This window comes from Pseudomonas sp. B3(2017) (assembly GCF_002113595.1).
GTDB classification, from domain to species: Bacteria; Pseudomonadota; Gammaproteobacteria; order Pseudomonadales; family Pseudomonadaceae; genus Aquipseudomonas; species Aquipseudomonas ekonensis.
On the sequence record NZ_NEIU01000012.1, the window covers coordinates 3,746 to 20,470 of the forward strand.

Here is a 16,725-nt window from a genome sequence, read left to right on the forward strand (position 1 = left end):
TCAGGACAGCACCTGCCCCGCCGGCACGGTCAGCCCGTCATGCCACCACGCCGCGAGACTGAAGACGTTGGGCGCCTTGAGGATCGTGAAGTGGTTGCCCGGCCCGTACCACACCGCCAGGTCCGTGGCCTGCCGCCGCCAGCCCTCGACCATCGCCGCCTGCTCGCGCTGGTTGCCCGCCGCGTCCAGGGTCGGGTCGTCCACCAGCGCCAGCCGCACCGGCCCGGTGTAGGCCAGCGCCGGTCGGTAGACCGTGCGCAGCGCCGTGGCGAAGGTGCGCACCGGGCCGTCCATGGCCTGGGGCGAGGAACGCTCGGAAAGAATTCCCGCGCGCACCATGCCCCTATGCAACAGGCGCATCTGGGTGTCCCCGTCGGCCTCGGCGAAGGCCGGCGGGTCGATGCCCAGGGACTTGCCGCTGGCCAACTGCAGCGACTCGACCAGCCGCTGCAACGCCGCCGTGGCGGTGTACGGTTTGCCCGCCACGCCGTTGCCGCCGGGGGACTCGCTGTCGATCAGGCTCAGGGACGCCACCTCGCGGCCCTGGGCTTGCAACAGCGCCGCCATGGCGTACGCCACCCAGCCGCCGAACGAGTGGCCGATCAGGTGTACCGGCCCCTGTGGGTAGAGCTGCCCGAGGGCCTGCACATAGAACGCGGCGGCCGCCTCGACCCGGCTGTGCGGCACCGTCACGCCGTCGAGGCCACGGGGCTGCAAGCCGAAGATCGGCCACTCCGGCCCCAGCGCCTCGGTGAGGTGGACGAAACCGATGACGTTGTCCCCCGCCCCCGGCACGCAGAAGATCGGCGCATGGCCGGGGTGGCCGCTCTGGATGGTGAGCAACGGCTGGTAGCTGGCCGGTTCCGGCGCGGCCGCCGCCTCCAGCGCCTGAGTGAGGGCATGCCCCATCGCCTGGACAAGGGGCGGTTTCATCAGAGTGCGGTGATCGCCGGGCACGTCGATGCAGCGCAGCAGGTCTTGCGGCACATGCCCGCCCCAACCGCGCAGCGGGTCGGGCTGTTCCTGCCCGGGCATCAAGTCCTGCGCCCGGAACAGGTGCACGGCCTGGCTGGCCGGGCTCACCCGGTAGTGCTCCAGCGCCTGCCCATGGGCCGCCTCACGGTCGAAGTAGTGCCAGGCGTCGGTGACCCCGGCCGCCGAAAGTTCAGGGTCCGACAACTGCTGATCGCGGCAACGCGCGAACAGCTCATTGAAGTCGAGCCGTTCGATCTCGGCCTCCAGCAACGCCACTTGCGCGAGCGCCGCTTCGCCCTCCTCGCCACGGTCCAGGGAATAGGCCCGGCAGTGTTGCAGCAACTGGTGCCTGTCCAGGTGTTCGCCGGTCCAGCGCGACTTGTCCTGGTGGGCGGGGTGCGGCGCGTAGGTGTCGATCAGGCCGACGAAGGCCACCGGCTCGTCCATGCCGATCAGTTGCTGGGCGATTTCGTACGACAGCAGCCCGCCGAACGACCAACCGGCCAAGCGGTACGGCCCATGGGGCTGAACCGAACGCATGATGCCGATCATCCTCGCCGCCATGCATTCCACTGTACGCAGCTGCGGTTGGCCGAGGGTGACGCCGGGCAGGCCGTAGACCGGGAAGTCGCCGCCGATGTGCAGGGCCAGCGCCGGGAAGTACATCTCCCGGCCGCTGAACTCGTGCACCAGGAACAGCGGCGTGCCCTGGTCGCCGGGACGCACCACGATCAGGCCGTCAGGCTGTTGCTCGCCCTCCTGGCGCCCGGCAAGCCGCGTGCACACCCCTTCCACGGTCGGGGACTGGAACAGCTCGGCCAGCGTCACCGCAAGGCCGGCTTGTTTCATCTGATTGATCAAACGGATCGCCAGCAGCGAATGCCCGCCCAGTTCGAAGAAGCTGTCGTGGCGGCCGACCCGGCCGATGTCGAGCAGCTCGGCCCAGATCTGCGCTACCGCCTGTTCGGTCTCGCCTTGCGGCGCGACGTAAGGACGGTCGCGCAGCACTTCGGCATCCGGCGCCGGCAGGGCCTGGCGGTCGACCTTGCCGTTGGGCGACAGCGGCAAGGCGTCCAGCGGCACGAAGGCCCCCGGTGCCATGTACTCCGGCAGCCGCTGCGTGATGTGCGCCCGCAGCGCCTCCGCGGTCGGCATTTCGCTGCCGGTGCGCAGGGTGAAATAGGCCACCAGCCGCTCGTCGCGCATCAGCACCACTGCCGTCCGCAGCGCGGGGTGCTCGATCAGCCGCGCTTCGATTTCGCCCAGTTCAAGGCGCAGGCCGTGCAGCTTGACCTGGAAGTCGTTGCGCCCCAGGAACTCCAGGTTGCCGTCGGTGCGGTAGCGCACCAGGTCCCCCGTGCGGTACAGGCGGTCGCCGGCCACGAACGGGCTGTCGATGAACCGCTCGGCCTGCAGCTGCGGCAGGTTCATGTAGCCTCGCGCGACCCCCACGCCGCCGATGTGCAGTTGACCGCTGACACCCAAGGGCACCGGCAAGTCATTGGCATCGAGGACATACAGGCGGGTGTTGCAGATGGCCTTGCCGATCGGCAGCTCGGACTCCGGCACCGGCCGGTCCGGCTCCAGCGTCCAGGCCGTGCTGTCGACCGTCGCCTCGGTCGGCCCGTAGACGTTGTGCAAGCGCACCCACGGCAGGCGCCGGCGCACCGCACGGGCCAGCGCGGCGGAGAGTTCCCCGCCGCCGCAGAACACGTCGGTGAGGCTGGTGCACTGGCCGGCCTCCTCCAGTTCGAGGAACTGCTCCAGCAACGCCGGCACGAACTTGACCACGGTGATCTGCCGCTCACGGATCACCCGCGCCAGATAGGCCGGATCCCGGTGGCCGTCGGGCCGCGCGAGCTCCAGCCGCACGCCGCTGGTGAGGGGCCAGAAGAACTCCCACACCGACCCGTCGAAACTGAACGGTGCCTTTTGCAGCAGCGCGGCGGACGCCGTCGGCGGGCAGATCTGCGAGCCCCAGTGCACCAGGTTGCACAGGCCTCGGTGTTGCAGCATGACGCCCTTCGGCGTACCGGTGGAGCCTGAGGTGTAGATCATGTAGGCCAGGTGGCCGGCACTCAGGCCCGGCACCGGAACGTCATGGGCCGGGGCATCCTGCCAAGTGCAGCGGTCGAAGTCGATCAACAGGCTGTCGGCCCCGTCGAACAGCGGCCGAGTGGCCGGGTGCACCAGCACCGCCACCGGCGCGCTGTCCTTGAGCATGTAGGCCAGCCGGTCCGCCGGGTACCCCGGATCCAGCGGCACATAGGCGCCGCCGGCCTTGAGGATGGCCAGCAAGCCCACCACCAGGTCCAGCCCGCGCTCGACGCAGATCGCCACCCGCGCATCCGGCTGCACGCCTTGGCTGCGCAGGTGATGGGCGAGGCGGTTGGCCTGGGCATTGAGCTCGCGGTAGGTCAGGCGCTGCGGCCCCGCCGCGACTGCCACCGCATCTGGCGTGCGCGACACTTGCGCCTGGAACAGCTCATGCACGGTTTGCTCCAGGTCATAAGCGGTTTCGGTGGCGTTGAACTCGCCGAGTACGCGTTGCCGTTCCTGCGGCCCCAACAGGTCCACCCGATCCAGCACGGCCTGGTCATCCTCGACCATGGCCTGCAACAGACGCTTGAAGTAGCCGACAAAGCGTTGCACCGTCGCTTCGTCGAACAGCGCCGTGGCGTAGGTCAACGCACCGCGGACGCCGTCCGGCGTCTCGCCCAGCCGCATCGACAGGTCGAACTTCACGAAGCGGCTCGGCTCGGCAATGCCTTCGAGGGTCAGCTCGCCCAACGCCAAGACCGGCGCCATGCTGCTGTCCCAGCCCAGCAAGGTCTGGAACAGCGGGCTGTGCGACAGACTGCGCACCGGCCGGCTGACCTCCACCACTTGCTCGAACGGCAAATCCTGGTGGGCCTGGGCCTCCAGCGTGCACGCCTTGACCCGCGCCAGCAGCGCAGCGCCGCTCAGGCCCCCGGAGGTGTCGATGCGCAGCGCCAGGGTGTTGACGAACATGCCGATCAAGCCTTCGATCTCGGCCCGGATGCGGTTGGCCACCGGTGAGCCCACCACCACCTCGGACTGGCCCGAGAGCCGGGTCATCAGCACCGCCCAGGTGCCCATCATCACCATGTACGGGGTCACGCCGTGGCGCTGGCACAGTGCCTTGAGCCCGGCGCTCAAGCCGGCGTCGAACCAGACCTCCACACTGCCGCCGGCATGGTCCTGACGGGCCGGGCGCGGCCGGTCGGTGGGCAGGGTCAGCAGGGTCGGCGCACCAGCCAGGGCTTGCTGCCAGTAGTCGCTCTGGCGCTGCAGCACCTCGCCGCTGAGCCAGCGCCGTTGCCACACCGCGTAGTCGCTGTATTGCAGCGCCAACGGCGGCAACGGGTCGGCCTCGCCGCGGCTGAAGGCCTGGTACAGCGCCGTCAGCTCGCGGGTCAGCACCCCCATGGACCAGCCGTCGGAGATGATGTGGTGCATCGTCAACAGCAGCACATGATGGTCGTCCGCCATGCGCAGCAACCGTCCGCGGATCAGCGGATCGTCCTGCAGGTTGAACGGCTCGCGCGCCTCTCTCTCGATCCGCACCTGCAGAACGTGTTCAGGCCGCTCGACCTGCAGCAACAGGCCGCTGTCGTCCGGCATGATCAGCACTTGAGGCCCGTCGTTGACGGCCGCGAAGCGGCTGCGCAAGGTCTCGTGGCGGGCGACGATCCGCGCCAATGAGCGCTGCAGCGCGTCTTCGTCGAAACGCCCGCGCAGGCGCAGGGCAAACGGAACGTTGTAGGCGGTGTTGCCCCCTTCCATCTGCGCCAGGAACCACAGCCGCTGCTGGGCGAACGACAGCGGCAGCGCCTGGTCGCGAGGCGCCGGCACGATGTCCGGCAGCGTGCTGCGGCCCGAACGGGACAGCACCTCGGCCACGGCGGCCAGTTCGGCGTTGGCGAACAGGTCGCTCAACGCCAGTTCCACGCCCAGGCGCTGACGCACCTGGGACACCATGCGCATCGCCAGCAGCGAATGCCCGCCCAGTTCGAAGAAGTGGTCGTGGCGCCCCACCCGCTCCACTTGCAGCACCTCGGCCCACACCTGCGCCAGGGTCTGCTCCAGCGCCGTGGCCGGCGCCTCGTAGGCGCGGGTCAGCAGCGCGTCCTGTTCGGGGGCCGGCAAGGCCTTACGGTCGACCTTGCCGTTGTTGTTCAGCGGCAAGGCGTCGAGCCGCACCCAGGCCGACGGCACCATGTAGTCCGGCAGCCGCGCCTGCAACTGCGCGCGCAGGCCGGCGCTGTCCACGGACGCGTCATCGGCCGAGTAGTACGCCACCAGGCGCAGCGGCTCCTGGCCGTCACGACGGGCCAGCACCACCGCTTCCTTGAGCCCGGCGCAACCGAGCAGGCGGTTTTCGATTTCCCCCAATTCAATGCGGAAGCCGCGCACCTTCACTTGATCGTCGTTGCGCCCCAGGCACTCCAGTTGACCCGGCGCGATCCAGCGCGCCAGGTCGCCGGTGCGGTAGAGCAAGGCGCCCGGGTGGTCGCAGAACGGATCCTTGAGGAACTTCTCGGCCGTCAGGTCGGGCCGGTTCAGGTACCCCATCGCCACGCCCTGCCCGCCGATGTACAGCTCGCCGGTCACGCCGAAAGGCACCGGCTGCTGCCGCGCATCGAGGACGTACACCTGGGTGTTGGAGATCGGCCCGCCGATGGACACGCTCTCGGCGTCGGTCGCCACCTCCTGCACCTCGAAGGTCGTCGCGTAGGTGGTGGTTTCGGTCGGTCCGTAGCAATGCACGATGCGCAGGTCCGGCGCCTCGGCCCGCAGACGGCGGAACGCCGCCGGGTCGCCGCGCTCGCCGCCGCACAGCAGGATGCGCAGGCCTTTGAGCGCCTGCGGAATCAGCTGCACGTACTGGTTGAACAGCGCGGTGGTGACGAACAGCACCGTCACCCCGCTTTCGGCCAGCTCACGGCCGAACAGCGCCGGATCGAGCAGCGTGCGGTGGTCGATCACCACCACCCGGCCGCCGTTGAGCAGCGGGCCCCAGACGTCCATGGTGCTGGCGTCGAACGCCGGGTTGGAGGCGAACGCCACCCGGTCCTGCGGGTTGAAGTCGGCGTAGCCGTTGTTGATCGCCAACCGGCCGATGGCCCGGTGCGGCACCATCACGCCTTTCGGCGCGCCGGTGGAGCCGGAGGTGTACATGATGTACGCCAGCGATTCGGACGACTGCGGCAGGTTCGGGTCGTGCGTCGGTTGCCCGTCCAGCGCCAGGGTGTCCAGGTCGATGCGGAGCACCGGGTGGTCGGCCTCTTCGCCGCTGAAGGTCAACAGCAGCATCGCTTCGCAGTCCTGCACCATGAACGCCTGGCGCTCGGCCGGGGCGTTGATGTCCAGCGGCACGTAGGCCGCCGCGCATTTGCTGATCGCCAGTTGCGCCGCCAGCAGGTCGAGCGAACGCGGCAGCAGGATCGCCACGTTGTCGCCCGGCTCCACGCCGTGCTCGATCAGGTGATGGGCCAGACGGTTGGCCCATCGGTTCAGCTCGGCGTAGGTCACCGAGGCCGCGCCATGCACCGCCGCCACGGCGTGCGGGTGTTCCTCGGCCTGCCACTCGAACAGACGATGCACGGTCAGGGCCGCCGGGTATTTGCGGAACGTGGCGTTGAATTCCGACAGCAAGCGCGTGCGCTCGGTGTCCGGCAGGATCGAGAGCCGGTCGAGCTGCAGTTGCGGCGTCTGTTCCAGCGCCTGCACCAGGTTGCCCACCGCCTGGAGCATGTACCGGCAGATCCGCTCGGCTTCGATCCCGGCGGCCGTCAGGGCCGTGAGGCTGAAGTCCTCGCCCAGGTCATCGACGCTCAGGCTCAGGCGGTAGCTGCTGTGCTCCTCGGCATTGAGCAGTTGCATGCCCTCCCACGCGGCACCGGTCTCGGCGGACGGCGCGGCCGCCGCACCGCTGTGGCGGTAATTGAGCAACGCATTGAACAGCGGCGCGCCGGAAGCGATGCCGCTGCACCGCTGCGCCAGCGCCAATGACGCTTGTTCGTGGCGCAACAGACGGTTGAGCCGCTCATGGACGGCCAATACCCCGTCCTTCACCGTCTGCCCGGTCATCTCGACCCGCAGCGGCAGCGTGTTGATGAACACCCCCAGCGCCCGCTCGACGCCTTCGCCGCCGTTCAGCCGCCCCAGCAGGACCGTGCCGAACACCACGTCGTCGCGGCCCGACAGTTGCCCCAGCACCTGGGCCCACGCCAGGTGCATCAGGCTCGCGGCGCTGACGCCCAGTTGCCTGGCCTGGGTTCTGACCCGGAGGCTGAGGCCACGATCCAGCGACTGTTGCGAATGGCCGGTGCAGAGGTCGTCTGCCGTGCCCTGGCCGAACGGCACGGTCGGCTCGTCGACATCGCCGAGCATCTCGCTGAAGAACGCCAAGTGCTCCTGCTCGCCCAACCCCAGACGGGTCTGGGCCACGTGGTTGCGGTACGGCACCGGTGCCGGCAGTTGCTCCACCCGGTCGAGCAGCACGGCGTTCATCTCGTGCTGCAGCACTTGCAGCGCCACGTGGTCCATCACCAGGTGATGGAACAGCAGCAACGCCACCACGCGCCGGTTGTCCGCGTCCCAGGCATGCACCACCCGCATCAGCGGCGCCTGATCGACGGCCATGCGGTAGTGCCCGACATCGAACCGCGCGCGCAGCTGCGCCAGTGCGTCACCGCCGCCGATGTCCAGCGCTTCGCACACCAACGGTGCCCGGCGCCAGACCACTTGCACCGGCTCGTCCAGCCCTTCGTGGAACAGCGACGTGCGCAGGATGTCGTGACGCTCGATCACCCGTTGCAACGTCTCGACGAAGGTGTTCAGGCGTTGTTCGTCGGCAAACGCGAACTGCGCCTGCAGCACGTACGGATCGCCCTGGGTGGCCGACAGGTGATGGAACAGGATCCCGGCCTGCAGCGGCGCCAGCGGGTAGATGTCCTGCACGTTGGCCGCACCGCCCGGAATGCTGGCGATGATGCGGTCGATGGCGGCCTGATCGAGCGCAACCAGCGGCAGCAGCTCAGGGGTGATCCGCCGGCAGTCCGGCGTGATGCGGTTGGCCGGCACCTCGACCTCCGGCGCGCTGCTCACGGCGGCGGCCAGTGCGGCGAGGGTCGGCTGGCTGAACAGCGCATGCACGTCCACCGCCAGCCCGGCACGGCGCATGCGCGCCGCCAGGTTGACCGCCAGCAGCGAGTGGCCGCCCAGTTCGAAGAAGTGGTCGTGGCGCCCCACCCGCTCGACGTTGAGCAGTTCGCACCACAACCGCGCGAGGGTGATTTCCGTCTCGCCGACCGGGGCTTCGTACTCGCGCACGATCACCGAAGCCTGATCCGGCGCCGGCAACGCGCTGCGGTCGACCTTGCCGTTGGGGCTCAGCGGCCAGGCGTCGAGCCGCACCCACGCCGACGGCACCATGTAGGCCGGCAGGCGGGCGTGCAGATGCGCATGCAGGCTCTCGATGGCAGGCGCGTGTTCGCCGACGGTGTAGTACGCGACCAGCCGCACATCACCCGGCGCATCTTCGCGGGCCAGCACCAACGCCTCGCGCACGCCTTCGGCTTGCAGCAGGCAAGCCTGGATTTCGCCTAGCTCGATGCGCAGGCCGCGGATCTTCACTTGGTCGTCGTTGCGCCCCAGGTACTCGATGTTGCCGTCGGCCCGGTGACGGGCCAGGTCGCCGGAGCGGTAGATCCGTGCGTCGGCCTGCTCACTGAACGGATCCTTGAGGAAACGTTCCGCCGTCAGGTCCGCACGGTTGAAGTAGCCCCGAGCGACTTGCACGCCGCCGATGCACAGCTCGCCGACCGCACCGCGCGGCACCGGTCGGCCGTGGCCATCGAGAAGGTACACGCGGGTGTTGCTGACCGGTTTGCCGATCGGCGGCGCGCCTTCCGGCAGCGCGGCGCCGGGCTCCAGCGTCCACACCGTGCTGTCCACCGTGGCCTCGGTCGGGCCGTAGACGTTGTGCAGCCGCACCTGCGGCAAGCGCTCGCGCACGCTGCGCACCAGCGCTTCGGTCAGCTCGCCGCCCCCGCAGACGATGTCGGTGAGGCTGGCGCACTGGCCGACCTGCTCCACGTCGAGGAACTGCTGCAGCAGCGCCGGCACGAACTGCACCACGCCGACCTGTCGCTCACGGATCACCTGCACCAGGTACGCCGGATCGCGGTGCCCCTCGGGGCTGGCGAGCACCAGGCGCATCCCGGCGGTCAGCGGCCAGAACAGCTCCCAGACCGAGGCGTCGAAACTGAACGGGGTCTTCTGCAGCAGCGCATGGCCTTCGCCCTGCGGACACAGCTGCGCGCTCCAGTGCAGCAGGTTGTTCAGGCTGCGGTGCTCGACCATCACGCCTTTCGGCGTGCCGGTGGTGCCGGAGGTGTAGATCACGTAGGCCAGGTGTTGCGGGGTCAGCCCTTCGGCCGGCAGGTTGTCGTCCGGTTGCGATGCCCAGACGGCCTTGTCCAGATCAACCACCTGGGCGGCGGATTCGCCGAGCACACTGCGGGTCGCGCCGTGCACCAGCACCGCCACCGGCGCGCTGTCCGCCAGCATGTAGGCCAGACGCTCCGCCGGGTACGCCGGATCCAGCGGCACGTAGGCGCCGCCGGCCTTGAGGATGGCCAGCAGGCCGACCAGCAGCTCGGGGCTGCGCTCGACGCAGATCCCCACCCGCGCATCCGGGCCCACGCCCAACCCGCGCAGGTGCCGGGCCAGTCGGTTGGCCTGGCGGTTCAGGTCGGTGTAGTTCAGCGCTTGATCGCCGCTCTGCACGGCCACCGCAAGCGGTGTGCGCAATGCCTGGGCCTCGAACCGACCATGAACGGTCCCGTCCGCCGCGACCAACGACGCGGTGGCGTTGAAGTCGAGCAGCAGTGTCCGTCGTTCGTCCTCAGACAGGATCTCCACCCGCTCAAGGATCGCCTGGTCGTTGCCGACCATGGCCCGCAACAGTTGCCGGAAGTAGCCGACAAAACGCTGCACGGTCGCTTCGTCGAACAGCGCCGTGGCGTATTCGAGCGAACCGCCGATCGCGCCCCGGGCCTCGCCCAGGGTCAGCGACAGGTCGAACTTGGCGACCGGGTTCTGACCGGCCAGGCCTTCCAGCGTCAACTCGCCCAAGGCCAGGTCCGGCGCCACGCTGCTGTCCCAGCCAAGCAGGGTCTGGAACAGCGGGCTGTGGGCCAGGCTGCGCTCCGGCTTGACGATGTCCACCACTTGCTCGAACGGCAGGTCCTGGTGGGCCTGGGCCTCCAGCGTGCGCGCCTTGACCTGGGCCAGCAGCGCTTCGGTGCTCAGCTCGCCCGAGGTGTCGATGCGCAGCGCCAGGGTGTTGACGAACATGCCGATCAGGCCTTCGATCTCGGCCCGGCTGCGGTTGGCCACCGGCGAGCCGATCACCACGTCCGTTTGGCCGGACAGGCGACCGAGCAGCATCGCCCAGGCGCTCATCATCACCATGTACAGGGTCACGCCGTGGCGTTGGCTCAGGGCCTTGAGCCCGGCGCTCAGGGGCGCGTCGAGGATCACCTCGACGCTGCCGCCGGCATACGCCTGACGGGCCGGGCGCGGACGGTCGGTGGGCAGCGAAAGCAGCGTCGGCGCACCGGCCAATGCCTGCTGCCAGTAGTCGCTCTGGCGTTGCAGCACTTCGCCGCTGAGCCAGCGGCGCTGCCACACGGCGTAATCGGTGTACTGCAAGGCCAGCGGCGGCAACGGATCGGGCTCGCCATGGCTGAAGGCCTGGTACAGCGCCGTCAGCTCGCGGGTCAGCACGCCCATGGACCATCCGTCGGCGACGATGTGGTGCACGGTCACCAGCAGCACATGATGGTCATCCGCCAACTGCACAAACTGCCCGCGAATCAACGGGCCGGCCTGCAGATCGAACGGTGCCGAGGCTTCCCGGCCGATCAGCGCCTGCAAGGCCTCTGGCGCAGCGTTGCGCAAATCCACGGTCGGCAGCGTCAGACCTTCGCTGTCCGGGGCGATCAGCACCTGCGCTTCGTCGTTCACCGCTGTGAAGCGGCTGCGCAGGGTTTCATGGCGGGCCACGATCCGAGACAGCGCACGTTGCAGCGCGTCCCTGTCGAGGGTTCCGCGCAGGCGCAGGGCGATCGGGATGTTGTACGCCGTGTTGGCCCCCTCCATCTGCGACAGGAACCACAACCGCTGCTGGGCGAACGACAGCGGCAGCGCCTGGTCGCGCGGCGCCGGCACGATGTCCGGCAGCGTGCTGCGGCCCGAACGGGACAGCACCTCGGCCACGGCGGCCAGTTCAGCGTTGGCGAACAGGTCGCCCAACGCCAGTTCCACGCCCAGGCGCTGGCGCACCTGGGACACCATGCGCATCGCCAGCAGCGAGTGGCCGCCCAGTTCGAAGAAGTGGTCGTGGCGTCCTACCCGTTCGACCTGCAATACCTCGGCCCAGACCTGTGCGAGGGCAGTCTCCAACTCGCCCTGGGGCGCCTCGTACTCGCGGGTGAACAGCGCGCTGCGCTCGGGTTTCGGCAAGGCCTTGCGGTCGAGCTTGCCGTTGGCGGTCAGCGGCAAGGCGTCGAGCCGGACGAACGCCGACGGCACCATGTATTCCGGCAGTTGGCTCAGCAGGTGCGTGCGCAGTTCGCCGACCTCCAGCGGCTCGACCCCGGACTGGGCGGTGAAGTACGCCACCAGCCGCACCTGGCCAGGCTCATCCTCCCGGGCTAGCAGCACCGCCTCCTGGATCCCCGGCAGGTGGTTGAGGCAGTTCTCGATCTCGCCCAACTCGATGCGCACGCCGCGGATCTTCACCTGGTCGTCGTTGCGCCCCAGGTACTCGATGGAGCCGTCCTCGCGCCAGCGCGCCAGGTCGCCGGTGCGGTACATGCGGCCGGGGTTGAACGGGTCTTGCAGGAAGCGTTCTTCGGTCAGCTCCGGCCGGTTCAGGTAGCCCCGGGCGACGCCGGCGCCGCCGACGTACAGCTCGCCGGCCACGCCGATCGGCACCGGACGCTGCTGTTCGTCGAGCAGGTACACCGTGGCGTTGGCCACCGGGCGGCCGATGTGCAGGGTCTGCCCCGCCTCGATCAGGCCCGAAGTCGCGACCACCGTGGCCTCGGTCGGGCCGTAGTTGTTGATGACGTCGAAGGTCTGGCTGCGGCCGAACTGGCGCAGGCGGTCGCCGCCGATCAGCAGCGTGCGCAGGGTCGGGTGTTCCAGGTTCTGGCCGAAGGCGTACTCGGCCACCGGGGTCGGCAGGAAGCTGACGTCCAGCGGCTGCTCGCGCCACCAGCCGAGCAGCGCGTCGATGTCCTCGGTGCCGTCGTGGACCGGCGCCAGGTGCAGGGTCGCGCCCGCGCACAGCGCCGGCCAGACCTCCCAGGCCATGGCGTCGAAGCCGAAGCCGGCCAGACTCGAAGTGTGGCGCCCGGCGCACAGGTCGAACGCCGCGCAGTGCCAGTCGATCAGGTTGCCCAGGGTCTGGTGCTCGACCATCACGCCTTTCGGCAGGCCGGTGGAGCCGGAGGTGTAGATCACGTAGGCCAGGTGCCCGGGGGTGAGGCCCGGGATCTGCGGGTTGCCGGTGTCGTCCGCCGGCCATTGTTGGAGGTCGAGGTCGAGCACCGGCACCGCCAGCGCCGGCAACCGCTCGCGCAAACCGCTTTGGGTCAGCACCGCCACCGGGGCGCTGTCGCTGAGCAGGTACTCCAGGCGCTCGGCCGGGTGCGCCGGATCCACCGGCACGTAGCCGGCGCCGGCCTTGAGGATCGCCACCAGGCCGACCAAGGTGTCGAGGCCACGGCGGGCGACGATGGCCACGCGGTCGTCGGGGCGCACGCCCAGCCCGGTCAGGTGCCGGGCCAGGGCGTTGGCCCGACGGTTGAGGTCGGCGTAGGTCAGCTGTTCGCCGAGGAATGCGGCGGCCACGGCGTCGGGCCGTTGCGCGGCCTGGGCCTCGAAGCGTTGCTGGGTGGTGAGGCCTTGCGGGTAGTCGGCGGCGGTGGCGTTGAAGCCGAACAGCACTTGCTCACGCTCGGCCGTTGGCAACACCGACAGTTCATGGACGGGCAGATCCGGCGTCTGCTCCAGCGCCTGGACAAGGCCTTTCACCGCGCTATGCATGTAACCGCAGACCCGCTGCGGATCAAGTTGCGTGGAGGCCAGCAGCATCAGGCGGAAGGCGTCGCCGAAATCGTCGACGCTGAGCGTCAGCGGATAGTTGCTGCGTTCCTCGGCATGCAGGTTGGTGATGCCTTCCCAGGCCGTCTGCGCCTGAGCGTGCGCAGCCGCCGCGCCATGGCTGTGGCGGTAGTTGAACAATGCGCTGAACAACGGCGTCGGCGCGGCCACCTGGCTGCACCGCTGGGCCAGCGCCAGCGGCGCATGTTCGTGGCGCATCAGGGTGGTGAGGCGCGCGTGGGTCGCCTGGACGGCGGCGCGTACGCCCTGCCCGTCGATGTCCAGCCGCACCGGCAGCGTGTTGATGAAGATGCCCAGGGCCCGGTCAATGGCTTCGGCGCCTTGCAGGCGCCCCATCAGCACCGTGCCGAACACCACCGACGGCTTGCCGGTGAGCGTGGCCAGCACCTGTGCCCAGGCCAGGTGGAACAGGCTCGCCGCACTCACGCCGAGTTGCCGCGCCTGCGTGCGCAGGCGCTGCCCCAGCTCCGCCTCCACCGGCATGCCCAGCTCGGCGATGCCTTGACCGTCACCCTGCACGTCCTGCAAGCCGAACGGCAGCGTCGGTTCGTCGATGTCGCCGAGCATGTCGCGAAAGAACGCCTCATGTTCCGCTTCGCTGATGCCCAGCCGCGCCTGGGCCACGTAGTTGCGGAACGGCACCGGCCGCCCCAGCCGTGCGCCCTGCCCCGACAGGCACTCGCGCATCTCGTGGCTCACCACCTCCAGCGCCGAGTGGTCCATCGCCATGTGGTGGAACAGCAGCGTGGCGATGATGCGTTGCCCGGCGGTGTCTTGGGCATACGCCAGACGCACCATCGGCGCCCGGCTGACGTCCAGGCGGAAATGCCGCGGGTCAAAATGTTCATTCAATTGCGCCAGCGCATCGGCTTCGCCGTCCTGCGGCACGAATTCTTCCAGCGGCAGGTGCGCCCGGCGCCAGACCACTTGCAGCGGCGCGTCCAAACCTTCCCAGACCACGGCCGTGCGCAGGATGTCGTGGCGGTTGATCACGGTCTGCAAGGCCTGGGCGAACGCCTGGAAACGCTGCATGTCGGTGAACGCGAACTGCGCCTGCATCACGTAGGGATCGCCTTCGCCGCCGCTGACGTGGTGAAACAAAATGCCCTCCTGCAGCGGCGCCAGCGGGTAGATGTCCTGCACGTTTTCGGCGCCGCCCGGTACGTCGGCGACGAGGTGGTCGAGGGTGTCCTGGCTCAGCTCCGCCAGGGTGACCATCGCCGGGGTGATGCGGGTGGTGCCGGGGACGATGCCGTTGGCCGGCACCTCCACCTGGCCGTGTTTGGCGGCGGCATACCCGCCGGCCTTGATCAGCTCGATCAGCGCGGCCTTGTGCTCGCGCAGCAGCGCCAGCACCGCCGGATCGCTCAGGGCCTGCTTGTTGCCTTGCACCCGCAGTTGGTCGTCCGTGACCGCCAATTGGATGTCTTTCGCTTTGAGTGTCGCCAACAGTTCGATCAGGTTCACAGAACGATCTCCATTCTTTCCGTAATTGCCGCGTAACCGGCCAGGGTCGGGTGTTCGAACAGCGCCCTGACGTCGGCTTCCATGCCTTCTTGTCGCAACCGGCCGATCAGACTGACCGCCAGCAGCGAGTGCCCGCCCAATTCAAAGAAATGGTCGTGCCGGCCGATCCGCTCCACCTTGAGCAGTTCGGCCCACAGCCGCGCGAGGATGATTTCCGTCTCCCCCTGCGGGGCTTCGTATTCGCGGGTGATGACCGAGGTCTCATCCGGCGCCGGCAGTGCCCGGCGGTCAAGCTTGCCGTTGGGGCTCAGCGGCAACGCCTCCAGGTGCACGAACGCGGTCGGCACCATGTAGTCCGGCAAGCGGGCCAGCAGATGGCTGCGCAGGCTCGCGGCGTCTTGCCGCTCGCCGGTGCAGTAGGCCACCAGCCGCTTGTCTCCGGACGCCTCTTCGCGGATCAGCACCGCTGCCTCGCGCACGCCGTCGACCTGCTCCAGGCACGCCTGGATCTCGCCCGGTTCGATACGCAGCCCGCGCAGTTTCACTTGGTCGTCGTTGCGCCCCAGGTACTCAAGCTGGCCGTCGGCCCCGTACCGGACGATGTCGCCGGTGCGGTACATCCGGGCGCCCGGCCGGGCGCTGAACGGATCCTTGAGGAAACGCTCGCCGGTCAGCTCCGGTCGGTTCATGTACCCCCGGGCCACCTGCACCCCGCCGATGCACAGCTCGCCCGGCACCCCTTGCGGCACCGGTTGTTGCCCGGAGTCCAGGACGTACAGCAGGGTGTTGTCCACGGCACGGCCGATGGGCGGCGCGTGCTGCGGAGCGGGAGCGGACGGGTCCAGCGTCCACACCGTCGCATCCACCGTGGTTTCGGTCGGGCCGTAGACGTTGTGCAAACGCACCTGCGGCAGACGCTCGCGCACCTTGCGCGCCAGCGCGGCGCTCAGCTCGCCGCCGCCGCAGAACACATCGGTGAGGCAGGTGCACTGGCCGGCCTGCTCAAGTTCGATGAACTGCTGCAGCAGCACCGGCACGAACTGGATCACGCTGATGCGCTGCTCGATGACCAAACGCACGAGCTCGGCCGGGTCGCGGTGGTCGTCCGGGCCGGCCAGCACCAACCGCAGACCGGCGGTCAGCGGCCAGAAAAGCTCCCACACCGACGCGTCGAAACTGTACGGCGTCTTCTGCAACAGGGCGCCATCCACCGCCTGCGGGCAGTGCCGGGCGCTCCAGTGCACCAGGTTGACCAGGCTGCGGTGCTCGACCATCACGCCCTTCGGCCGCCCGGTGGTGCCGGAGGTGTAGATCACGTAGGCCAGGTTCGACGGGCTCAGGCCCGGCACCGGCGGGGCCGTGTCCGGGTTGGCCTGCCAGGTGCAGCGTTCGAGGTCGACCTGCGCCACCCCGGTGCCCTCCAGCAAGGCGCGGGTGGCGCCGTGCATCAGCACGGCCACCGCTGCGCTGTCCTTGAGCATGTAGGCCAAGCGGTCCGCCGGGTAGCCCGGATCCAGCGGCACGTAGGCACCGCCGGCCTTGAGGATCGCCAGCAGGCCGACCACCATGTCCGGCCCGCGCTCGACGCAGATCGCCACACGCGAGTCCGGCCCGACGCCCAGGTTTTGCAGGTGATGGGCCAGGCGGTTGGCCTGCCCGTCCAGCTCGGCGTAGCTCAGGCGCTGCCCGCCGCACTGCACCGCCACGGCCAGCGGCGAACGTTGCGCCCGGGCCTCGAACAGAGCGTGGACGGTCCGCTCCAGGTCGTGGCCGATCTCGGCGGCGTTGAGGCCGGACAGCACCTGGCGGCGCTCCTCGTCCGGCAGCACCGCCAACCGGTTCAACGGTTGCTGCGGTGACTGCTCCAAGGCGTCGACCAGCGCCGTCAGCGCCTGCTGCATGTAGCCGCACACCTTCGCGGCGCCGATGCGGGCCGGTGTCATCGCCGTGAGCGTGAACCCGCTGCCCAGATCGTCGACACTCAGGCTCAACGGATAGTTGGTGCGTTCCTCGCTGGCCAGGACCTCGACGCCCTGCCAGGCCTCGCGGATGGCCTGT

Annotated in this window: 2 protein-coding genes (1 of these 2 running past the window's edge); both read right to left on the reverse strand. The window is 69.3% G+C overall.

Annotated features, from left to right (window positions below):
- Entirely contained in the window at nucleotides 1-14,667 is a 14,667-nt protein-coding gene (locus CAG33_RS17830) for a non-ribosomal peptide synthetase (RefSeq protein ID WP_085639782.1), read from the reverse strand.
- Nucleotides 14,664-16,725 carry the 3' end of a non-ribosomal peptide synthetase gene (locus CAG33_RS17835; RefSeq protein ID WP_085639784.1) on the reverse strand. 11,006 nt of this gene lie beyond the right edge of the window, so only the last 2,062 of its 13,068 coding nucleotides appear in the window; its start codon lies beyond the right edge, outside the window; the stop codon is at nucleotides 14,664-14,666. The genes CAG33_RS17830 and CAG33_RS17835 overlap by 4 nt, the downstream gene beginning before the upstream one ends.